The sequence below is a fragment of the Streptomyces sp. NPDC002853 genome, from assembly GCF_053591915.1.
The window spans coordinates 271,072-293,292 of sequence record NZ_JBSFUS010000008.1 but is presented as its reverse complement, the minus strand read 5'-3'; the positions used below and the strand labels follow the sequence as shown (position 1 = coordinate 293,292).

General features: G+C 70.4%; 19 protein-coding genes. 5 read left to right on the top strand and 14 right to left on the bottom strand.

The window, feature by feature from the left end; all coding sequences use genetic code 11:
- Window positions 1-155: 155 nt before the first annotated feature.
- The gene (locus ACWD02_RS23385) at window positions 156-1,133 is read right to left on the bottom strand and encodes a LysR family transcriptional regulator (RefSeq protein WP_451214052.1); all 978 of its coding nucleotides are present in this window, start codon (window positions 1,131-1,133) and stop codon (window positions 156-158) included.
- A gap of 70 nt (window positions 1,134-1,203) precedes the next feature.
- On the opposite strand from ACWD02_RS23385, the gene ACWD02_RS23380 reads away from it, so the two are divergent.
- On the top strand, window positions 1,204-2,328 hold the full coding sequence (locus ACWD02_RS23380) for a TDT family transporter (protein ID WP_451214049.1): 1,125 nt from the start codon (window positions 1,204-1,206) through the stop codon (window positions 2,326-2,328).
- Here ACWD02_RS23380 and ACWD02_RS23375 read toward each other — a convergent pair.
- From ACWD02_RS23375 to ACWD02_RS23355, 5 genes are all read right to left on the bottom strand, one after another.
- Complete coding sequence (locus ACWD02_RS23375) at window positions 2,297-3,028, bottom strand: helical backbone metal receptor (protein ID WP_451214046.1); 732 nt, start codon at window positions 3,026-3,028, stop codon at window positions 2,297-2,299. The genes ACWD02_RS23380 and ACWD02_RS23375 overlap by 32 nt on opposite strands.
- Window positions 3,029-3,043: 15 nt before the next feature.
- Complete coding sequence (locus ACWD02_RS23370; RefSeq protein ID WP_451214043.1) at window positions 3,044-3,616, bottom strand: helix-turn-helix domain-containing protein; 573 nt, start codon at window positions 3,614-3,616, stop codon at window positions 3,044-3,046.
- A 105-nt stretch (window positions 3,617-3,721) separates the two neighbouring features.
- A complete protein-coding gene (locus tag ACWD02_RS23365) occupies window positions 3,722-4,708 on the bottom strand; it encodes a hypothetical protein (RefSeq protein WP_451214040.1) in 987 nt (328 codons plus the stop codon).
- A 150-nt stretch (window positions 4,709-4,858) separates the two neighbouring features.
- On the bottom strand, window positions 4,859-7,471 hold the full coding sequence (locus ACWD02_RS23360) for an ABC transporter permease/substrate binding protein (protein WP_451214038.1): 2,613 nt from the start codon (window positions 7,469-7,471) through the stop codon (window positions 4,859-4,861).
- Complete coding sequence (locus tag ACWD02_RS23355; protein ID WP_451214035.1) at window positions 7,464-8,636, bottom strand: quaternary amine ABC transporter ATP-binding protein; 1,173 nt, start codon at window positions 8,634-8,636, stop codon at window positions 7,464-7,466. Before ACWD02_RS23355 ends, ACWD02_RS23360 begins: the two co-directional genes overlap by 8 nt.
- 277 nt (window positions 8,637-8,913) lie before the next feature.
- Between ACWD02_RS23355 and ACWD02_RS23350 the strand changes: the two genes are divergently transcribed.
- From ACWD02_RS23350 to ACWD02_RS23335, 4 genes are all read left to right on the top strand, one after another.
- Entirely contained in the window at window positions 8,914-9,819 is a 906-nt protein-coding gene (locus tag ACWD02_RS23350) for a 5'-3' exonuclease (protein WP_451214583.1), read from the top strand.
- A 52-nt stretch (window positions 9,820-9,871) separates the two neighbouring features.
- Window positions 9,872-10,714, top strand: a complete 843-nt coding sequence (locus ACWD02_RS23345) for a siderophore-interacting protein (RefSeq protein WP_451214033.1) — start codon at window positions 9,872-9,874, stop codon at window positions 10,712-10,714.
- A gap of 122 nt (window positions 10,715-10,836) precedes the next feature.
- Window positions 10,837-11,442 (top strand): GNAT family N-acetyltransferase, encoded by a 606-nt coding sequence (locus ACWD02_RS23340; protein ID WP_451214030.1) that lies wholly within the window; start codon window positions 10,837-10,839, stop codon window positions 11,440-11,442.
- Between the two features lie 101 nt (window positions 11,443-11,543).
- Window positions 11,544-12,452, top strand: coding sequence for an RluA family pseudouridine synthase (locus ACWD02_RS23335; protein WP_451214581.1), 909 nt, complete (start codon window positions 11,544-11,546; stop codon window positions 12,450-12,452).
- Here the strand turns inward: ACWD02_RS23335 and ACWD02_RS23330 are convergent.
- The 8 genes from ACWD02_RS23330 to tatC all read right to left on the bottom strand — a co-directional run bounded on the left by ACWD02_RS23330 (window position 12,446) and on the right by tatC (window position 22,186).
- Window positions 12,446-13,945: a cytochrome P450 gene (locus ACWD02_RS23330; RefSeq protein WP_451214027.1), complete on the bottom strand. Its 1,500-nt coding sequence runs from the start codon at window positions 13,943-13,945 to the stop codon at window positions 12,446-12,448. The two genes, ACWD02_RS23335 and ACWD02_RS23330, sit on opposite strands and share 7 nt — an antisense overlap.
- Before the next feature lie 35 nt (window positions 13,946-13,980).
- A complete protein-coding gene (locus tag ACWD02_RS23325) occupies window positions 13,981-14,595 on the bottom strand; it encodes a GTP-binding protein (protein WP_451214025.1) in 615 nt (204 codons plus the stop codon).
- Window positions 14,576-14,965, bottom strand: coding sequence for a DUF742 domain-containing protein (locus ACWD02_RS23320; protein ID WP_451214022.1), 390 nt, complete (start codon window positions 14,963-14,965; stop codon window positions 14,576-14,578). The genes ACWD02_RS23325 and ACWD02_RS23320 overlap by 20 nt, the downstream gene beginning before the upstream one ends.
- Window positions 14,962-15,369: a roadblock/LC7 domain-containing protein gene (locus ACWD02_RS23315; protein ID WP_363210896.1), complete on the bottom strand. Its 408-nt coding sequence runs from the start codon at window positions 15,367-15,369 to the stop codon at window positions 14,962-14,964. Before ACWD02_RS23315 ends, ACWD02_RS23320 begins: the two co-directional genes overlap by 4 nt.
- Window positions 15,366-17,003: an ATP-binding protein gene (locus tag ACWD02_RS23310; protein WP_451214019.1), complete on the bottom strand. Its 1,638-nt coding sequence runs from the start codon at window positions 17,001-17,003 to the stop codon at window positions 15,366-15,368. The genes ACWD02_RS23315 and ACWD02_RS23310 overlap by 4 nt, the downstream gene beginning before the upstream one ends.
- A 409-nt stretch (window positions 17,004-17,412) precedes the next feature.
- Window positions 17,413-20,223 (bottom strand): DEAD/DEAH box helicase, encoded by a 2,811-nt coding sequence (locus ACWD02_RS23305; protein ID WP_451214017.1) that lies wholly within the window; start codon window positions 20,221-20,223, stop codon window positions 17,413-17,415.
- A 52-nt stretch (window positions 20,224-20,275) separates the two neighbouring features.
- Window positions 20,276-21,184, bottom strand: coding sequence for a diacylglycerol kinase (locus ACWD02_RS23300; protein ID WP_451214014.1), 909 nt, complete (start codon window positions 21,182-21,184; stop codon window positions 20,276-20,278).
- Window positions 21,185-21,226: 42 nt separating this feature from the next.
- Window positions 21,227-22,186 (bottom strand): twin-arginine translocase subunit TatC, encoded by a 960-nt coding sequence (tatC, locus tag ACWD02_RS23295; protein ID WP_451214011.1) that lies wholly within the window; start codon window positions 22,184-22,186, stop codon window positions 21,227-21,229.
- Window positions 22,187-22,221: the final 35 nt, after the last annotated feature.

Sequence of the window (22,221 nt, the reverse complement as noted above, 5' to 3'; positions counted from 1 at the left end):
CTTGCACCCGCCTGGACCTGCACCGTCGGGCTGCCCCTCGGCAGGACCTCTCCCGCCCACCAGCCCGATCACCCGGTTGGCATGGCGAGCGCCACCGGCAGAACGTTCCCGCCCACCCGTTGCCCCGGAGTAATCGGTTGGCGGCGAAGCGGAACTCACCCCCCAGGCGAAGCCGGGCTCCCCGCCCGGGTGAGCGACAGCAGGTCCCTTGCCGGTCCCGTGGGACGGTGGCCCGTCGGCCACACCGCTCGGAGGGCGCGGCGCAGCTGGACCCCCTCCAAGGGGACGGCCACCAGGCGCCGAGCCGACAACTCCTCGCCCACCGCGAGCTCGCTCAGTACCGCGGGCCCCGCCCCGCTCACCGCGGACGCCTTCACCGCCGTGGTGGACGACAGCTCGATCAGTGGCCGCGCGAGACCCCCCAGTGCCGCGTCGAGGACCTGCCGCGTCCCCGAACCCTCCTCCCGGAGAATCAACGGCGTGGCCGCCAACTCCGCGGCCCCCAGCGGCTTTCGGCGCCGCGCCCAGGCGTGGCCTGGCGCCGTGACGACGACCAGGCTGTCGTGGGCGATGACCGCCGAGTCCAGGCCGGTCGGCACCGCGAGCCCCTCGACGAAGCCGAGGTCCGCCTCTCCCGCCAGCAGCCGCTCCGCGACCGCGGTCGAGTTGCCCGCCGTCAAGGACACCGCCGTGTCCGGCCGCTGCGTCCGCAGCGCGATCAGCCAGCCCGGCAGCAGATACTCGGCGATCGTCATGCTGGCCGCGACCCGCAGCCGCGAGTCCCGCCGGTCCCGCAGGGCCTGCGCACCCGCGTCGAACGCCTCGGCCGCCTCCACGATCCGCCGCGCCCAGTCGGTGACCAGCGCCCCCGCGTCCGTGAGCCGTGAACCCCGCGGCGACCTGTCGACGAGCGCGACCCCGAGCTGCCGCTCCATCGACCGGACGCGGCTGCTCGCGGCGGGCTGCGTGATGCCGAGCTCCTTCGCGGCCCGCCCCAGGCTGCCGAGCCGCGCCACGGCGAGCAGCAGTTCGAGCGCCCCGAGGTCCGGCACTCGATGCGCGAGCTGTGGCGCCCCCTGCGGCGTACCGAACCCACCATCGGACACACCGGAGGAACCAGAAGACGTACCCATAAGCCCAGGTTATGCCCTCATACGAAGATGCCTCCTGGTGGGGGGCCCGCCGAACGGCGACCGTGGACGCATGGTCACCGTCGCCCACCCGCAGGCACCCACGAACGCCGCCGCAACCACCGGCATCACCCGCGCCACCCGTCACCTCGGCCCGAACTGGTACGCCGCCGTCATGGGCACGGCGATCATCGCCGGCGCCGGCGCGACCCTGCCCGTCCACATCCCCGGCCTGCGGACCGTCTGCACCGCGGTCTGGGCGCTCTCCCTGCTGATGCTGGCCGCGCTGCTCGCCGCCCGGACCCTGCACTGGATCCACCACCGCGACCAGGCCCGCGCCCACCTCCTGGACCCGGCCGTCGCCCCGTTCTACGGGTGCCTCTCCATGGCCCTGCTCGCCGTCGGCGGCGGCGCCCTCCTCGTGGGCGAGGACTGGATCGGGACGAGCGCGGCGGTCGCGCTGGACGCCGTCCTCTTCACCCTGGGCACGGTCATCGGCCTCGCTGCGGCCGTCGCGATCCCGTACCTGATGGTGATGAAGCACCGCATCGAGCCGGGCCAGGCATCGCCCGTCTGGCTGCTGCCCCTGGTGGCACCCATGGTGTCGGCCGCCCTCGGCCCGCTCCTCGTACCGCACCTCCCGGCGGGGCAGGCCCAACAGACGCTTCTCTACGCCTGCTTCGCGATGTTCGGCCTGAGCCTGCTCGCCACCCTGGTGATGCTCCCGATGATCTTCGCCCGCCTGCTGACCGGCGGCCCGTACCCCCTCGCGCTCACCCCCGCGCTGTTCCTGGTCCTCGGCCCGCTCGGCCAGTCGACGACCGCCGTGAACAAGTTCGCCGACACCGCCGCGACAGGCGTCGTCCCGGCCCCGTACGACCAGGGCTTCACCGTCTTCGCCGTGCTCTACGGCGTCCCGGTGATGGGCTTCGCCCTGCTGTGGCTGGCGCTCGCGGGCGCGATGGTGGTGCGGGCGCGGCGCAAGGGCATGCGCTTCGCGATGACCTGGTGGGCGTTCACGTTCCCCGTCGGCACGTGCGTCACGGGCGCCGAGGGCCTGGGCAAGCACACGGGCCTCGCGTTCTACGACTGGCTGGCGCTCGCCCTGTACGCCCTGCTGCTCACCGCCTGGGCAGTGGCCCTCACCCAGACCCTCCGCGGGCTCCTCACCGGCAGGCTTCTCGCAGCGCCGCGCTGAGCACCGCCGGGGCCTCGGCCAGCGACGGGCCGTACCACGTGAGGTGGCGGCCGCTGGTCAGGGCCGTTGGCGCGGTGAACGACTCGGGGCCGTCCTCGGGGCTGAAGCGGTAGGGCTCGTCGGGCAGGATCACCACGTCCGGGTCCACGGCCCGCAGCTCCTCGATCGGGACGCGTGGATAGCGCTCGGCGTGCGTCGCGTACGCGTTGTCGACACCGAGGCGCCGCAGCAGGTCCCCGGCGAACGTGTCGCGCCCCAGGACCATCCAGGGACGCCGCCAGATGGGGATCACCGCCTTCAACCGGGCGGCGGGGTCCGGGAGTTGGGCCCATGCGCGCTCGGCTTCGGCCAGCCACCCGGGCCGGCCCGCCCCGCAGGCGGCCAGCACCCGGGTCAGCTCACGGAAGGCGCCCGGCAGATCGCGTACCTCCGTCACGAGCACCTGGAGCCCCGCCGCCCGCAGCGCCGCGAGGTCGGGTGCGCGGTTCTCCTCCTCGTTGGCGATCACCAGGTCCGGGGCGAGGGCGATGATCCGGCGCACGTCGGGATTCTTGGTGCCGCCGACGCGGACGACACCGAGGTCGTCCAGGTCCTCCGGATGGCTGCACCACTCCGTGGCCCCCACCAGCACGCCCGGCACGCTCACCGCGACCGCCTCGGTCAGCGAGGGCACCAGCGAGACGACCCGTACTCCAGCCACAGCGAGATCCCGCCCTCAGCGCCGCGAGCCGTCCACGGCCTCGATGTGGTCGGCGACGGCCACGACGAGCACCTGGCTGTCCGGCACGGTCGCCCGCCACCGGTGGCGCACCCCGCCGGTCAGATAAAGGCTGTCGCCGCGCCCGAGGCGGTAGGCCCTGCCCTCCGCCTCGACCTCGACGGCGCCGCCCACCACGTACATCAACTCGTCGTTGCGGTGCTGGAACTCGCGGCCCTCGTCGTGGTCGCCGGTGAACTCGACGGCGTGCAGCTGATGGTGGCCGCGCACCAGATTGCGGACACGGACGTCGGGTGACGAAGCCTCGCCGTCGCCCTCATCGGCGCGCATCAGGTCGACCGTGCACGCGGGATCCGCGGCGGCCAGCAGTTCGACGTCGGTCGTCAGGAGCGCGTCGGCGACACGCTGCAGGGAGCGCCTGCTGGGCCGCGCCCGCTCGTTCTCGACCTGGCTCAGGAAGGGCACCGAGAGACCGCTGCGCTCGGCCACCACGGCGAGGGTGAGCTCCAGCTGCCGGCGGCGGCGCCGCACGGCCGAGCCCACCCGGAGGGTTTCCTTCTGCTCGTCCATCGCCTCGGCTCCCTTCTGCGCATCGGTCCACTCTCAACCCTGTTGGGTTTTCTGCACCCTACGCATGTTCGCCAAACGGTTTTGCCCCGTTGCGAGGACCGCCTTCTACAGCTTGTGCCAGTAGACAAGCTGACCCGCCTCGCCGGGAGCCGCCCCTTCTGCCGGTATGAACAGGCTGACCAGCAACGCAGGTCTGCCCTGCGGGTCCGTGAGGAGGGTAGCCGAGGGATTTGCGAAGGCGCGGCTTCCGCCATGGGTGGAGATGGCGAGGCGGTCGGCGCGGCCGCTCGCGGGGTCGTAGGCGTAGGTCCGCCAGCTCCCGAAGTCGCCCCGCCACCGCTGCCCCTCCACGAGGAGGACGCGCCGGCCGCCGAGCTCGACGGGCGCCCGGTCCCCGAGGTTCCCGCCGTTGCCCCACGTCTGCAGCGCCCGGTCGAGCCGCCGGTCGGGCGTCGCGTGCCAGTCGCGGAACCCGGTGAGGGTGGCGCGCAGCTGGCGGTCGGTGTCGCAGTCGGCGCGGTAGTGGCCGGTGAGTTCGATGGTGTCGCCGCGTACGGCGGTGATGGCGGGCGTGCCCTCGGCGCACCGGGAGAGGGTGCGCGGGGCGTCGAAGGCCCGTGCCGCGCGCCCGTCGAGCAGCGCCTCCTCGTCGGCGTAGGCGCGTACGGCGATGTGGTTCCTGGGGTCCTTCTCGTAGGCGAGGACGTAGCCGCCGCGTCCATCGGCGGCGAGCGCTGCCTGATGGGTGCCTGCACCGAAGTCGTGGCGGCGTTGCCAGTGCCGCAGATCGGTGGAGGTGGCGACGGCGGCATGGAAGCGGCCGTCGTCCAGGAGGGAGTGGTAGACGGCGAGATAGGTGCCCTCGGTGCCCTGCGTGATCTGCGCGGCGTCCATGGTGCGGCCGGTGTGGTCACGCGCGTCGTAGCGGTGGCCGTCGGCGGCGGTGACGTCCTCGGCGAGGGCGGCCAGGCGCGCGGTGCCCGCGGAGGCGGGTGCGGAGCTCGCCCCCGCCACATGCGCGAGCAGCAGGGCGGCGGCGAGGGCCAGGGCCATGGCGAGGCCGAGGACGGTGCGGGAGATGCGGACGGTCACGTAGGGGCACTTACGTTCGAGCGGCGGGGAGGCTGCCCAGCCTAGGGAGCGGGGGTGCCCCCGGGAACGCCGAGAGGGGTGGGCTTCGCCACAAGGACGAGGCCCACCCCTCGGGGGTGCGTCAGCGCGCGGACCCAGGACTGCGCAGAGTTACGACTGCGGAGTCATCTTCTGCTCGAAGCCCGGGTTCTTCTTCAGCCACTCGTCGACGGCCTTGGGCTCGTTGCCCTTGCCCGCCTTGTTGATCTCGTTCTCCAGGCTGGCCAGTTCCGGCTCGCTCATCTTGAAGTTCTTGAGCCACTTCGTGAGCTGCGGGTACTGCTTGGGGAACTCCTTGCTGGAGATCGTGCGGATCGTGTCGCCCTTGCCGAAGCCCAGCTTGGGGTCCTTCAGCTTGGTGAGCTTGTACTCGTTGTACGCCCAGTGCGGCGACCAGAGCAGCACCGCGACCGGCTCCTTCTTGGCGTACGCCGACTTCAGCTCGGAGAGCATCGCGGGCGTCGAACCGGAGACGATCTTGTACTCCTTGTCCAGGCCGTAGCCGGGCAGGACCTTGTTCTTGAGCGCCGTCATCACGCCCGTGCCGGGCTCGATGCCGATGATCTTGCCCTTGAACTTGTCGCCCTTGCCCTTGAGGTCCTCGAGCGACTTCACGCCCTTGACGTAGGACGGGACGGCGATCTCCAGGGACGTCGGGCTGTACCAGGAGCCCAGGTCCTTGAGGTTCGCCTTGTTCTTGTCCCAGTACTGCTTCTGGGCCGTCGGCAGCCAGGCGTCGAGGTCCAGGTCGAGGTCACCCTGTGCGAGAGCGGTGTAGACCGGGCCGACGTCCGAGGGCGTCAGCTTCATCTTGTAGCCGCGCTTCTCCAGGACACGCTTCCAGAGATTGGTGACGGCGATGTTCTCGTCCCACGCGAAGTACGCGGCGTTCAGCGGACGCTTCGCCTCGGCGGGGGTGGTGTTCTTCGGCAGCGGCGCCAGCTTGTTGACGACACCGGGGTTCTTCTTCAGCCAGACACGGACGGCTTCCTGCTGCTTGCCCTTGCCCGCCTTGTTGATCTCCGCCTCAAGACTCGTGAGCTGCTTCTCGCTCATCTTGAAGTCCTTGAGCCACTTGGCGACCTGCGGGTTCTCCTGCGAGAAGCCCTTGCGAGCGAGCGTGTGCACGCCGTCGCCCTTGCCCCAGGCGCCCTTCGGGTCGTCGAGCTTCTTCAGCTTGAAGTCGCTGTAGGCCCAGTGCGGCGACCAGAGCGTGGTGACGATCGGTTCCTTCTTGGCGTACGCGCGCTTCAGCTCGGCCAGCATCGCCGGGGTGGAGCCGTCGACGACCTTGTACTCCTTGTCGAGGCCGTACTCCTTGAGGACCTTGTCCTTGAGCAGGCCCATCATTCCGGCGCTCGGCTCGATGCCGACGATCTTGCCCTTGAACTTGCCGCTCTTGCCCTTGAGGTCCTCGAGCGACTTCACGCCCTTGACGTACGAGGGCACGGAGAGCTCGAGCGAGGTCGGGCCGAACCACGAGCCCATGTCCTCGAGCTCCTTGCCGTACTTCTTCCAGTACGAGGCGTGCGTCGTCGGCAGCCAGGAGTCGGTCTGGAAGTCGATGCTGCCCTGCGAGAGCGAGGTGTACAGCGGGCCCGCCTCGAGCTGCTTGGTCTGCGGCTTGAAGCCGCGCTGCTCCAGGATCTCCTTCCAGAGGAAGGTGGAGGCCACGCCCTCGTCCCAGGGGATGTAGCCGATGTTGATTTCCTTGCCCTGACCGACGTTCTTGCCGTCGGTCGCGACGTCCTCGGTCTTCGAGCCGCCGAAGGCGCCCATGCCGCCCGCGACGAGCGCGAGCACGACCACGCCGACGACCGCGACGGCGGCCTGCGGGCGGTAGGTCCAGATGTTCAGGCCCTGCGCGGCACGCACCTTCGCCATGGCGCGGCGGCCGAGCGGCGAGACCTGGGTGCCGAGCGAGCTGGTCATGCGGTCCAGGTAGATCGCCAGGATGACGATGGCGACGCCCGCCTCGGAGCCGAGGCCGACGTTCAGCTGGCCGATGGCCTCGTTGACGTCGGCGCCCAGGCCCTCGGTGCCGACCATGCCCGCGATGGCGGCCATGGACAGGCCCAGCATGATGACCTGGTTGACACCGGCCATGATCGTGGGAAGCGCGAGGGGGAGCTGGACGCGCAGCAGGATGTTGCGCGGCGTGGTGCCGAACGCGTCCGCGGCCTCGACCAGTTCCTTGTCGACCTGGCGAATGCCCAGCTCCGTCATGCGGACACCGGGGGCCAGGGCGAAGATCAGGGTGGCGACGATGCCCGCGGGGGCACCCATCCCGAAGAAGAGGATGGCGGGGATGAGGTAGATCATCGCCGGCAGCGTCTGCATGAAGTCGAGCACCGGGCGGACGATGCCGCTGACGGTGCTGGAGCGCGCCGCCCAGATGCCCACGGGCACCGAGATGATCAGCGCGATGATCGTGGAGACGAGCACCAGGGACAGCGTCATCATCGCGTGGTCCCACAGCTCCATCGAGACGATGAAGGCGAAGCCCGCGAAGGTCAGGACACCGGCGACCACGCCGCGCAGCCAGAACGCGATGACCGCGAAGATGCCCGCGAGGAGCAGCGGCTCGGGCGCCTGGAGCAGGTCGGATATGCCGTCGTACGCGCCCTGGAAGACGGTCTGGAAGAAGTCGAACAACCACGCCATGTGGCTGAGCAGCCAGTCGACGCCGTCGTTGACCCACTCGCCGAAGGGAATCCTAGGCACCGCTGACCACCTTGCCCACAGCCTGTCCGCCGTTGTCCTGCGTCTCGTCCCGCGTCTTGTCGAGCGGGACGGCGGTGTCCTGCGGCTCGTCCTCGGGGGTCATCGGCTCGCCGAGGACCGCGAGCAGTCGCGCCCGCGGCACGACGCCGATGAGCGCGCCCTCGTCGTCGGTCACGGCGACGGCCACATCACTGGTGGAGCACGGCGTGAACAGCTCGATGATGGGGGTCTCGGCCCTGACCGTGGCGGGGGCGGCGGACAGCACGTCCTGTGCGGTCTTCAGCTCCTTGCCCTCGGCCGTCCGCGTGCCGAACGCGGTCTCGGGCTCGGCCATGATCGCGCCCGCCGTGAGGACACGGGAGCGGTCGACGTCCTGCGTGAACGCGGCGACGTAGTCGTTGGCCGGCGTGACGAGGATGTCCTCGGCGGTGCCGATCTGGACGATCTCGCCGTCGCGCATGACGGCGATCTGGTCGCCCAGGCGCATGGCCTCGTTCAGGTCGTGGGTGATGAAGACGATCGTCTTCTTCAGCCGCTTCTGGAGCTCCAGGAGCTGGTCCTGCATGTCGCGGCGGATCAGCGGGTCGAGCGCGCTGAACGACTCGTCCATGAGGAGCAGGTCCGCGTCGGTCGCGAGCGCGCGGGCCAGGCCCACGCGCTGCTGCATGCCGCCGGAGAGCTCGTCGGGCCAGGACTTCTCCCAGCCCTTGAGCCCGGCGAGTTCGAGCGCGACCGTGGCGCGTTCCTCGCGCTCGGCGCGCGGCACGCCCTGCACCTCGAGGCCGTAACCGGCGTTCTCGAGGACACTGCGGTGCGGGAAGAGCGCGAAGTGCTGGAAGACCATGCTGATCTTCTTGGAGCGCACCTCGCGCAGCTCACGGGCGCTCAGACCCGTCAGGTCCTGACCGTCGAACAGCACCTGTCCGGCCGTTGGCTCCGACAGCCCGTTGAGCATGCGCAACAACGTGGACTTGCCGGATCCGGAGAGACCCATGACGACGAAGATCTGGCCCGGCTCGACCGTGAAGGAGGCGTCGATCACCGCGGCAGTGGTGCCTTCGGCGCGCAGCTCCTCTCGGTCGGTTCCTTGGCGGAGTTTCTCCACCGCGTCAGCGGGTCGTCTGCCGAATACCTTGTACAGGTGTTCGGCTTGCAGCCTGGACACATACACCTCTCGGGTTGAACCAAGACGGCCCGCCTCCCCCGCCGGCGGGCCGTGGAGCGACGCGGGTTCTGCCCGCTGCTTGCCCGGTGAAATAGTTGAAATCTCGACCGGAGGCGCTCCGGCCCGGCGCCTGCCCCGACTTACACAGAACAAACGCAAGAGTGTTCCAGTTCACATTCCATTCACTTCAGGTGGCCGAGAAGCACTCCTCGGCAGACGGTGCGGTGTCAGTGCCGTGCGGCATGATGCGAAGGTGACTCAGCGAACGCGACGGCTCATGCTGCTCGACACGGCGTCCCTGTACTACCGGGCCTATTTCGGGGTCCCCGATTCCGTGAAGGCCCCGGACGGCACACCGGTGAACGCGGTGCGCGGTCTGCTCGACTTCATCGCCCGGCTCGTGCAGGACCACCGCCCGGACGACCTGGTCGCCTGCATGGACGCGGACTGGCGTCCGCACTGGCGGGTCGAGCTGATCCCCTCGTACAAGGCGCATCGCGTCGCCGAGGAGGTCGAGCAGGGACCGGACGCCGAGGAGACCCCGGACACGCTCGCGCCGCAGGTCCCGATCATCGAGGACGTCCTGGACGCGCTCGGCATCGCCCGCGTGGGCGTGCCGTCGTACGAGGCGGACGACGTGATCGGCACCTACGCCGGCCGCGCCACGGGCCCGGTCGACATCGTCACCGGCGACCGCGACCTCTATCAGCTGGTCGACGACGAGCGGGGCATCCGCGTCCTCTACCCCCTCAAGGGCGTCGGCTCCCTCCAGCTCACCGACGAGGCCTGGCTCCGCGAGAAGTACGGCGTGGACGGCTCGGGCTATGTCGACCTGGCCCTGCTGCGCGGCGACCCGAGCGACGGCCTGCCCGGCGTCCCCGGCATCGGCGAGAAGACGGCGGCCAAGCTCCTGGACGCGTTCGGGGATCTGGCCGGAATCATGGCCGCGGTGGACGACCCGAAGAGCAAGCTGACGCCTTCCCAGCGCAAGCGGCTCGACGAATCCCGCGCGTATGTGGCCGTCGCACCGACGGTGGTCCGCGTCGCGGGCGACGTACCCCTGCCGGACGTTGACCTCGCGCTGCCGGGCGAGCCCCGTGATCCCGCGGCCCTGGACGACCTCGCCGAGCGGTGGAACCTGGGCGGAGCGCTGAAGCGGTTGCTCACGACTCTCCAGGGATGAGGTGTTAGCTTAGGTAAGCCTAAGCAACATTTGATCAGGGGAGGCCGCCGCCATGGCAGAACGTCCGGCACGCAAGGCACCGAAGGCCCACATCGCCCAGGTGGTGCGCACCGAGCGCCTCACCCCGCACATGCAGCGCGTGGTCCTGGGCGGTGAGGGCCTCTCCGAGTTCACGGTGGGCGACTCCACCGACCATTACGTGAAACTGCTCTTCGGCGCCGAAGGCGTGACCTACCCGGAGCCGTTCGACATGCAGCGGATCCGCGAGGAGTTCCCCCGCGACCAGTGGCCCGTCACGCGTACGTACACGGTGCGCTCCTGGGACCCGGCGACCCGCGAGCTCGCCATCGACTTCGTCGTCCACGGCGACGAGGGCCTCGCGGGCCCCTGGGCCAAGGACGTCCAGCCGGGCGCCACGATCCGCTTCCTCGGCCCCGGCGGTGGATACGCCCCGGACGCCGACGCCGACTGGCATCTGCTGGCCGGTGACGAGAGCGCGCTGCCCGCGATCGCCGCGTCCCTCGAGGCACTGCCCGAGGGCGCCAAGGCGTACGCCTTCGTGGAGGTCGCCGCCGCGGACGAGGAGCAGAAGATCAGCTCGGTCGCGGACATCGTGTGGCTGCACCGCGGGCAGCGCCCCGTGGGCGAGGCCCTCGTCGAAGCCGTACGCTCCCTCGACTTCCCGGCGGGCGACGTGCACGCGTTCGTGCACGGCGAGGCGGGGTTCGTGAAGGAGCTGCGCCGCTACCTCCGCATGGAGCGCCAGGTACCCCGCGAGCGCCTCTCGGTCTCCGGCTACTGGCGCCTGGGTGACAACGAGGACGGCTGGCAGGCGTCCAAGCGCGACTGGAACGCCGCGGTCGAGGCGGAGCAGGAGTCGGTGCCCTCCGCGTGACAGCTGCGCACAGCCGCGCCCCGTCAGGGGCGCGGGGAACGCGCGGTCAGCCCCCACCAGCGCGCTGACGGGATGAGCCAAAACCGGTTTCCCCGGCGGGCGGCCGCTGGCACGATGCCGGGATGCCCTTCATGATCCCGGACGTCGTCGCCGCAGGCGCCCTCGCCCAGCAGGAGCAGCCGACCATCGCCGTCCCCGGAGGGCTGGTCCTGCGCCCCTGGTCCCCGGACGACGCACCCGCCGTGTACGAGGCGTTCCAGGACCCGGTGCTGCGGCGCTGGCACGCGCGCGAGGCCGACTCCGTCGACGAGACCCGCGGCTGGATCTACGGCTGGCGCAAGGCCTGGTCCGAGGAGCGCGACGCGCACTGGGCCGTCGCCGACGCCACGACGGACGAGGTGGTGGGGCGGATCTCGCTGCGGCTGATCGTGCTCGCCGACGGACAGGCCGAAGTCGCCTACTGGACGATGCCGTCGGCCCGCGGCCGGGGCATCGCCCCGCGCGCTCTCACGGCGCTGAGCGACTGGGCCTTCGGCGAACTCGGCCTGCACCGCCTCGAACTCACCCACGCCACGGCCAACGAGGCCTCCTGCCGTGTCGCGCTCAAGACCGGCTTCGTGCCGGAGGGCACCAAGCGCAGCGCGGTCCTGCACGCGGACGGCTGGCACGACATGCATCTGCACGCCCGTGTCCGGGGAGACGAGCCCGTGGCCTCCCGACCCGAGTGACCCGGCGGGGCGCCCCGCCGGGCCCCGTACTGTTGCCGGTTGTGACCCGTAAGCCCCGCATCCCGCCCTCTCCCCTGCCGCAACGGCGCGGCGTCGACCCCATGCGGGTCAAGCTGCCCGCCGACGGAGCGTGGGCGACCGTACGGGACCATCTCGTCGAGCGGCTGAAGCCCGGGCCCGGGGTGATCGACGCGATGCTTCGGGACGGGCTGATCGTCGGCGTGGACGGGCTTCCCGTGACGCCGGACGCCCCCTATGTTCCCGGCGCCTTCGTGTGGTTCCACCGTGAGCTGCCGGACGAGGTCCCGGTGCCGTACGCCATCGAGGTCGTGTACCGCGACGAGCACATCGTCGTCGCCGACAAGCCCCACTTCCTGGCCACCACGCCCCGCGGCAGCCACGTCACCGAGACCGCGCTCGCCCGCCTGCGCAGGGAGCTCGGCATCCCCACGCTCGGCGCGGCGCACCGCCTGGACCGGCTCACCGCCGGGCTGATCCTCTTCACCGTACGGCCGAGCGAGCGCGGCGCGTATCAGACGCTGTTCGGCGAGCGGCGGGTGTCGAAGGAGTACGAGGCCGTGGCCGCCCACGACCCGGCGATCGAACTCCCCCGCACCGTGCGCAGCCACATCGTCAAGGAGCGCGGCATCATCGCCGCGTACGAGGTTCCCGGTGCGGAGCCCAACAGCGAGAGCCGCGTCGAACTCATCGAGCACAACGACGCGTTGGGGCGCTATCGCCTCACTCCGCACACCGGCCGCACCCACCAGTTGCGCGTGCACATGAACGCGCTGGGCCTGCCGATCCTCGGCGATCCGGTCTACCCGCTGGTGGCCGGGCCGGTGCCGCCGGACGACTTCCGGCGGCCCCTCCAACTCCTCTCCCGCGTGCTGGAGTTCAGGGACCCCGTCACGGGCGCCGACCACCGCTTCGTCAGCGCACGCGAGTTGGGCGCCTGGTCCTCGTACGACTCCTGGGAGAACGAGGACCCCTCAGCGGGCGGTCAGTAACCCCGCCACCAGGTGACGAGCCGCCGCCACGCCCCCTGCCGCGGCACCGACACGGCCACCGGCGCGGACTCCGGCACGGGCGGAGGAGCGGCCGCGGCAGGCGCGGGCCGGGGCGCGGGCGTCGCGGGGTACGCGGGCTGCGGAGCCGGCGACGACACATGCCAGTCGTTGCGCGCGTCGGGCACCCGCGCCATGGGCCGCGCCATCACGTCCTGCGGAGGCCGCGGCGCGAAGTGCACCGGGAGCGACACCAGGTGCCGGGAGAGGATCGACGAGGTCCACTTCAACTCGTGTTCCTCGACGGCGAGTTCCACGTCCGGGAAGCGCATGAGCAGCGCGTCCACCCCCGTGTCGGCGATGGCACGGCCGAGGTCCTGCCCCGGGCACTCGTGCGGACCGCCGCTGAACGCCAGGTGGGAGCGGTTGCCCTGCATGTTGGCGTTGAGGTCCGGGCGTACGACGGGGTCGACGTTGCCCGGCGCGATGCCGAGGAGCAGACCGTCGCCCGCCTTGATCTGCTTGCCGCCGAGCTGGGTGTCCTGCTTGGCGAAGTAGCCGATCATCGCGCTGAACGGCGGCTCGTCCCACAGGGACTGCTCGACCGCCTCGGGGACCGTCATCTGACCGCCGCTGAGCTGGGCGCGGAAGCGCGGGTCGGTCAGGACCATGCGCAGGGCGTTGGCGATGAGGTTGGCCGTGGCCTCGTACGAGGCGATGAGCACGAGGCGCAGGTGCGCGGCGACCTCGTCGTCGGTGAGCTGCGCGGGCTGCGCGATGAGGTTGCTGGTGAAGTCCTCCTCGGCCTGCGCCCGGCGCCGCACCACGAGCCGCATCAGCGCGTCCATGATGTACGCGTTGCTGGCGATGGCGGTCTCGGTGCCCTTGAGCATGTCGCGGGCGGACTGCACCATCCGCTCGTTGTACTCCTCGGGCATGCCGAGGACGTGGCACATCACCATCATCGGCAGATGCTCGGCGAACTGGCTCACGACGTCCGCGCGCCCGTCCTGGCAGATGTCGTTGAGCAGGAGGTTGCTGTAGCGGTTGATGTAGCGGCGGATGCCGCGGTGGTCGAGGAGCGCCATGGCGCCGGTGACCGCGCCGCGCAGCCGCTGGTGCTCGGCGCCTTCGACCATGCTGGCCATGGGCTGGTAGGTGACGACCGGGGCGAGCGGGTTGTCGGGGCCCATGGAGCCGTCGATGATGGCCCGCCACTGGCGCGGGTCGCGGGTGTAGTGCGAGGGGGTGCGGACCATGTGGAGGTTCTCGCTGTGGCCGAGGACCGCCCAGATGGGTACGTCGTTGTGCAGCAGGGCCGGGGCCACCGCGCCGTGCTCGGCACGCAGCTTCTCGTACACGCCCGCGAGGTCGGTCTCCGCCTCGGGGCCGTAGAGACGGCGCAGGCCGCCGGCGCCCAGACCGTGCGCGGGGCAGCCGGGCGGTGGCATGGCGGGGTCGTCCATGCCGGTGTGGGGTCGGGAAGGAGTCGTCACGTTCGTCGCTCCGGGGTTGCGGATAGGGGGAGATGTCAGACGGGGGCCACGGTCAGGGAGTGCAGGTACCGCATGAGGGTCAGCAAGGTGTCCCGGCTAGACGCGCGCTGCCGGGCGTCGCACTTCACCATCGGCACCGCGTCGTCCAGGTCGAGTGCGCGGCGCAGCGTCTCCATGGGGTGATGGGGCGCGTCGGGGAAGTCGTTGACGGCGACGACGAAGGGCACGCCGCGTTCCTCGAGGCGGCCGATCACGTCGAAGCTGACCTCGAGGCGGCGGGTGTCGAGGAGGACCACCGCACCCAGCGCCCCTTCGAAGAGGCCGTTCCACAGGAACCAGAAGCGCTCCTGGCCGGGGGTGCCGAAGAGATAGAGCACCAGTTCGTCGGAGATGCTGATCCGGCCGAAGTCCATCGCGACGGTGGTGGCGGTCTTGGTGTCGGAGCCGTAGTTGTCGTCGACGCCGATGCCCGCCTGGGTCATGGTCTCTTCGGTGGTCAGCGGACGGATCTCGCTGACGGAGCCGACCATCGTCGTCTTGCCGACCCCGAACCCGCCCACGATCACGATCTTCACGGCGGCCGTGGCCGTATGCGGCAGGACCTCGTCGCTGCTGGGCCCGGTGATCGTGTCAGAGCTTTTGAAGTCCATGCATCACCGCTTCGAGAAGGGAACGATCGGGGAGCGTGGAGCGGACGATCGATGCCCGCGCCTGTACCAGGTCGGCCTCGAGCATCCTGGTGAGGAGCACGGTCACCACGCTGAACGGCAGCGCGAGGTACGCGGAGATCTCGGCGACGGACAGCGGTGTCCCGCACAGCCGCAGGACGTCGGCGTGCTCGGGTTCGGCCGTGGGCGGCGCCTCGCCGTGCGCGACGATCAGCGTGACGAGGTCGAGCGCTGCCCGCTCCGTGTCCTCACCGGTCAGGATGTAGAGCCGCTCGGGGTTCTCCGGGCTGCGCCGTTCCCGTTGGGGAGGGTCGTCTCGGTGGGAGGGATTCTCGCCTTGCGGAGGATTCATACGGCCTGCCCGTCTCGCCGGGGCGGGCTCGTCAGATGGGCGCCGATCCGGACGACCAGGTCCCGCATGCGGTTGCCGATGAGGCCCGCGTCGACGGTCTCGTCGGCGAGCACGGCGAGGTACGCCCCGGCCCCCGCCGCCATCAGATAGAAGTAGCCGCCGCCGACCTCGATGATCACCATCCGCATGCCGCCGTCGGCGTGCGGAATCTCGGTGGCGACCGCGGCCGCCAGGGACTGAAGTCCCGCGCAGGCGGCGGCGATCCGGTCGGCGGCGTCAGGGTCGCCGCCGTAGCGCGCGATGCGCAGGCCGTCCGCGGAGAGCACCACGATCTGCCGGGTCTGCGGCACGCCGTCGGCGAGCTCCTTGAGCATCCAGTCGAAATTGGCCCGTTGCTGGATCACTTCCAGCCCCCCTCGTCGGCGTTGTCGGCACTGTCGGCTGTGCCGTGGTCGTTGTCGCTGTGGCCCTTGGGGGACAACGGGTCATCGGCTGCGGAGTCGTCGCCGTTCACGCCCTTCATGAAGGCCTCGATCCAGAGGCCCGGTTCCTTCTCCTCCTTCTTCGCCGGTTCGGATACGACCGGTGCGGCCGCCTGCGGGGAGTACTGGGCGCGCTGCGCGGCGTACTTCGCGTCCGCGGCTTCCTGCGCGAGACGCTCGGCCAGCGAGGTGCGGACCCGGCTGCGGCGCTGCGGCAGGCCGTTCGACGTCCACTCGGTGACCTCGGGGATGTCGTCTTCCATGGCCGCACCGAGCGACTTGGTCAGGGGCGGTCCTGCCGTCATCACGCGGGGCTTCTTGCGCCGGATGCCGTGGGCCTCCTCGATGGGCACGCCTTCGGCGTTCACCCGGGGCACCGCGGACGCGCCGATGCCGTGGGCGAGGCCGGGGGCGGGTCCGGTGGAGAGCATCTCGCGCGGGACGATGAGCACCGCGCGGACGCCGCCGTACGCGGACTGCCGCAGCGAGACCTGCAGGTTGTACATCTGCGAGAGCCGTCCCACGACGGCCATGCCCAGGCGCGGGCTCTCGCCGAGGTCGTTCAGGTCGAAGCCGGCCTGGGCCCGCGCGAGCATGCGCTCGGCCCGTGCCCGTGCTTCCTCGCTGAGGCTGACGCCGCCGTCCTCGATCTCGATGGCGATGCCGGTCTGCACCTCGACGGCGGTGACGTGCACGCGGGTCTGCGGCGGTGAGTAGCGCGTGGCGTTGTCGAGCAGCTCGGCGCAGGCGTGGATGAGCGGTTCGACGGACGTGCCGCGGATCGCGACCTTGGCGATCGAGTGCAGGTCGACGCGCTGGTACTCCAGGATCCGGGACATGGCGCCGCGCAGCACGCTGAACAGCGGTACGGGCTTGGGCCATTGGCGTCCCGGACGGGCTCCGCCGAGGACGGTGATCGAGTCGGCGAGGCGGCCGATCAGTGCCGTGCCGTGGTCGATGCGCAGCAGGTCGTCGAAGACCTCGGGGTTGCGGCCGTGGAACTCCTCCATCTCGCGCAGTTCCGCGGACTGCTGGTGGACGATGGACTGGACGCGCCGGGCGATGTTGACGAAGGCACGCTGCGAGGACTCGCGCATCGCCTCTCCGGAGTCCAGGGTGTCCAGGACGTTCCGGAGCAGCTTGCGCTGCGAGTGCGGCAGTTCGGAGAAGGATTCGTCGGCGTCGACGAGGTTGCGGATGACTTCCGAGGGCGCTTCGCCTCCCCGGAGCCGGTAGACGGCCTCGGGGATGATCTCCCTGCCCAGGCGGATGGTCTCGTCGTCATGGGACGCGATGCGCCGCTCCAGGGAAGCGAGGCGCTGCGCGTACTGGGTGTGCAACTCCCGGATGGACCGGCCGCGTCGCACGGCTTCGGCGCCGACCGCGACGACCACGAGGGTCGCGATCGCGCCGCACCAGCCCACCGCGATGCGGGCGGGCTCCGGCACCGCGGCGACGGCGGCTCCGGTGGCCGCGGCCATCAGCAAGGCGGGCAGCAACAGCACGCGTGCGTAAGGGACTTCTCGGCCACCGGGAGGCGATTGAACACTCACCATGTATGCCCTCTGAAGACTTGTCTTGGGGGAAGGAATGGGGGGCGGTGCTGGGAAATGGGGGGTATGTGCGGGGAGTTGGAAGCGGTAGACGTATGCGAACAATCACAAGATCTATGAACAAACGCGCGAATCTATCGCAACTCGTTTCAACTCGCCGCGCTCCGGGCGAGCTTAGCGCGCCGGAATCATCGCCGAGTCATATTCAGCAAGGCCCTGCAGCGCGCTCACCGACGGGCATACACTCGGCTCCATTTACACGCGTGGCGATCAATCGAACACGTGGAGTGATGACGTCGAACAGGCGGACCTGGATACGAAAAAGGGCGGGCCCGGGGAGGAAAATCCCCGGGCCCGCCCTTCGGCGCCGACCGCTCGTCGCGGTCCGACAGCCGCGGACCGTCGCCTTCCGTCAGCCGACGGAGCTGTACGCCACCACACCTCGCAGCAGCTGATCCACGGCCTTGCGGGCGTTCTTGGCCACGGTGGAGTTCTCGCGGGGAGCGGCGGCCGAGATCTGCCCCAGCACGTCGATCACCTGCTTGCACCACCGCACGAAGTCACCGGCCGGCATCTCCGCCTCGCGCAGCACCTCGTCGAGGCCCTTGTCCGACGCCCACATGTACGCCGACCAGGCGAACCCGAGGTCCGGCTCCCGCTGCCCGACCCCCTCCGCCTGGTTGATCTTGAACTCTTCCTCCAGGGCATCGAGCCGGCCCCAGATCCGCACCATCTCGCCGAGGGACGCCTTCACCTTCCCGGAGGGCAGCTTGGGGGCGAGCGCGTCGTCCGCGGCCCGGGCCTCGAACACCAACGCCGAGACGCACGCGGCCAGTTCGGCCGGGCTGAGCCCCTCCCACACGCCTTCGCGCAGGCATTCGCTGGCAAGGAGGTCCAGCTCGCCGTAGAGCCGGGCCAGCCGCTTGCCGTTCTGGGTGACCTCGTCACCCCGGAGGTAGTCCATCTCCGTGAGCAGCGCGACGATCCGGTCGAAGGTCCGCGCGATGGTGTTCGTACGCCCCTCGATCCGCCGCTCGAGCTGCACGGTGTCCCGCCGCAGGCGGTGGTAGCGCTCGGCCCACCGCGCGTGGTCCTCCCGCTCGTCGCACCCGTGGCACGGGTGCGCCCGCAGCTCCGTGCGGAGCCGGGCGATCTCGCGGTCGTCGGCCGCGGCGGCGCGCCCCTTGCGATGCCGCTCCGGCACGATGTGCCCGGCCTTCGTGCGCAGCGCGGACGCCAGATCCCGGCGCGACTGCGGCGAGCGCGCGTTGAACGACTTCGGGATGCGCATCCGCTCAAGGGCCTCGACCGGCACCGGGAAGTCCATCGAGGCGAGGCGCTTGACCTGCCGCTCGGCGGTGAGCACCAGCGGCCTCGGCCCGTCCTGATGCTCGAAGCCGCGGTGGCCGTTGACTCGGCCCGCGGGGATCCCCGGGTCCAGGACGAGCGCCAGGCCCGCGTACTTCCCGGTCGGCACGTGGATGACGTCACCGGGCTTGAGCTTCTCCAGGGCGGTGGCCGCCGCCGCCCTGCGCTGGTTGGCGCCCTGCTTGGCGAGCTCGGTCTCCCGGTCCTTCAGCTCGCGGCGCAGGCGGGCGTACTCCTCGAAGTCGCCCAGGTGACAGGTCATCGAGGCTTTGTAGCCCTCGAGTCCCTCTTCGTTCTTCTGCACCTGGCGGGAGATCCCGACGACCGACTTGTCGGCCTGGAACTGCGCGAAGGACGTCTCTAGGAGCTCACGCGAGCGGTGCCGCCCGAACTGCTCGACCAGGTTCACGGCCATGTTGTACGACGGCTTGAAGCTGGACCTCAGCGGATACGTGCGCGTACCGGCGAGCCCCGCGAGGTGTTCCGGGCTCATGGCGCGCTGCCACAGGACCACCGCATGGCCCTCGACATCGATGCCACGCCGCCCGGCACGGCCGGTCAGCTGGGTGTACTCACCGGGCGTGATGTCCGCGTGCTGCTCGCCGTTCCACTTGACGAGCTTCTCCAACACCACGCTGCGCGCGGGCATGTTGATGCCCAGGGCGAGGGTCTCGGTGGCGAAGACGGCGCGCACGAGCCCGCGGACGAAGAGCTCCTCGACGACCTCCTTGAAGGTCGGCAGCATGCCCGCGTGGTGCGCCGCGATGCCGCGCTCCAGGCCTTCGAGCCATTCGTAGTAGCCGAGGACGTGCAGGTCCTCGTCCGGGATGGCGGCCGTGCGCTCCTCGACGATCTCGCGGACCTCGGCCCGCGCGTCCTCGCCGTTCAGCCGCAGGCCCGCGTGCAGGCACTGCTGTACGGCGGCCTCGCAGGCCGCGCGGCTGAAGATGAAGGTGATCGCGGGGAGGAGACCTTCGGAGTCGAGCCGGTCGATGACCTCGGGGCGCCCCGGCGTCCAGATCCTCGACCGCTGTCTGCGCTCGCGCTCGCGGTCGGCCTCGCGGACCATCTTGCCCTTGCGGCGGTCACGCGGGTTGTACGAACGGCTGGCCTCCATCCGCGCCATGCGCGTGAGGTCGGGGTTGACGGCCTTTCGCTGGCCCTCGCCCTCCTCGAAGAGGTCGTACATCCGGCGGCCGGCGAGGACGTGCTGGAACAGCGGCACCGGCCGGTGCTCCGAGACGATCACCTGGGTGTCGCCGCGCACGGTGTCCAGCCAGTCGCCGAACTCCTCGGCGTTCGACACGGTCGCCGACAGGGAGACCAGCGTCACCGACTCCTGGAGGTGGATGATCACCTCTTCCCAGACGGCGCCGCGGAAGCGGTCGGAGAGGTAGTGCACCTCGTCCATCACCACATAGCCGAGGTTCAGCAGCGACTGCGAGCCCGAATACAGCATGTTCCGCAGCACTTCGGTGGTCATCACGACCACCGGGGCGTCGGAGTTGACGCTGTTGTCGCCGGTCAGCAGACCGACCTTGTCCGCGCCGTATCTCTTGGAGAGGTCGGCGAACTTCTGGTTGGAGAGCGCCTTGATGGGCGTGGTGTAGAAGCATTTCTTGCCCTGCAGCAGGGCCAGGTGCACGGCGAACTCGCCGACGATCGTCTTGCCCGAACCCGTGGGGGCGGCCACGAGCACGCCCTTGCCCGACTCGAGCGCCCGACAGGCGTCGATCTGGAAGGGGTCGAGGCCGAATTCGTACATCTCGCGGAAGCCGGCGAGTGCTGTGGCCTGCTCGACAGCGCGCTCGCGCGCCGCCGCGTACCGCTCGGCCGGTGAGAGGTCCTCTGTCATCGTGCTTTCGAGACTACCGGCCACCACTGACAACGGACGATCATTATCTGCCTTACGGCTCCCGCGGTCCCTCGGGCCCGAGCACCCGTACGGCTCGCGGCACGCACCGTGCCGTCAGCGGCAGGCCGCCGAGCTGCTCCCCGTCCGCGTAACCGGTGACTGCAGGCGCGGCGAGCTCCACCTTCGCTGCCCGGAACACGGTGACCTTGGGGTGGTCCAGGTGCGTGCCCTTGTAGACCCGCGGGAAGACCTTCAGGAGCGTCGTACGGCTGCAGTCGCCGACGACCGTGACGTCGAAGAGGCCGTCGCCCATGTCGGCCCGCGCGCAGATCTTCATGCCCCCGCCGTACGAGGTCCCGTTCCCCACGGCGACGAGCGTCGCGTCGATCTCGTGGACCTGCTCGTCGTCCAGCGTGATCCGGAACGGGATGGGCCGGAAGGCCGCCAGCTCCACAGCCATCGCGAGGTCGTACTTGAAACGCCCGGTGGGCCAGCGCATCCGATTGCCCCGGTCGTTGACCCGGGAGTCGAAGCCGGAGGCGAGCACGGTGCCGAACCACGTCTTGCCCACCTGCCCCAGGTCGACGTCGCGCGTGCGCCCCGCGTCGAGCGCCTCGGCGATGACGGCCCCCGCGGCGGCCGGATCGCGCACCGGAAGCCCCAGCGCACGGGCGAAGTCGTTGCCGGTGCCCACGGCGACCACGCCCAGGGGCGTCGAGGTCCGCGCGACGGCCTGCAGTGCGAGGCTCGCCATGCCGTCACCGCCGACGGCGATCAGCGCGCGCGTCCCGGCATCCACGGCATCGCGTGCCCGGCGCAGCGCGTCGGCGGAGTCCTCCCCGATGACCGTGCGCACGGAGTGGCCCGCGGCCCGCAACGCGGAAGCGGCCGGCTGCGCCGCGTGGGCGCCCCGGCCGCGGCCCGCGGTGGGATTGACGAAGAGCGTGATGTCGCTGGTCACTGAGGTCCCCCCGGACGGAGTCTGGGGCAGGACCCTACAAGATCAGGTCACGTCGTCGAAACCGTTCACACGGTCCCTGGTCGTGCTGTCGCCGCTCGCCTGCTCGGGCAGCGCCCTGTTCGCGGACACCGGCTCGATCGCGCCGACGTCCTCGGGGGTCAGGTCGAGCTCGGACGCCTCGTCGTCATCGGGCCCGGCCGCGTCGATCTTCGCCTTGCGCCGGTCGTTGAGGAGCGAGAAGGCGGTGGCGGCGAAGTAGAGCACCCAGATCGGCCCGGCGAGGGCGATCATGGTCAGCGGGTCGGTGCTGGGCGTCGCCACGGCCGCGAAGACCGTGATGCCCATGATCATGCCGCGCCACCAGCCGAGCATCCGCTTGCCGGTGAGCACCCCGGTGAGGTTCAGCATCACCAGCAGGAGGGGCAGCTCGAAGGAGAGGCCGAAGACGATCACCATGCGGGTGACCAGGTCGATCAGCTCGTCCAGCGGCAAGAAGTTGTCGATCCCGCCGGGCGAGAATTCGAGCAGCACCCGCGCCATCGTCGGCAGCGTCTTGTACGCGAAGAACCCGCCGCCCAGGAACAGGGGGAATCCGGCGGCCACGAAGCCGTAGGCGTACTTCTTCTCGCTCTTGTGCAGGCCGGGGGCGACGAAGGCCCACAGCTGGTAGAGCCAGATCGGCGACGCGAGCACCACGCCGGCCATCAGGGAGATCTTGAGCGCGAGGGTGAACGGCGTGAGCAGACCGTTCAGCACGATGCGCGCGCACGTGCCGTCGTCCTCCTTCGCCAGCTCGGCGAAGCTCTTCTCGCACCCCACGGAGTTCAGGATCGGGTTCGTGAAGAACTCGATGATGTCCTTGTAGAAGAACGCGGCGACGATCGCGACGACGATGATGGCCAGCACGGCCTTCGCGAGCCGGTTGCGGAGCTCGCGCAGGTGCTCCGCAAGAGGCATCCGCCCCTCGGGATCCTGTTCCTTCTTGCGGGCAGACTTGAGCAACCCACGTCCTCATCTCGTGCGGCAGGCCGGCCGTC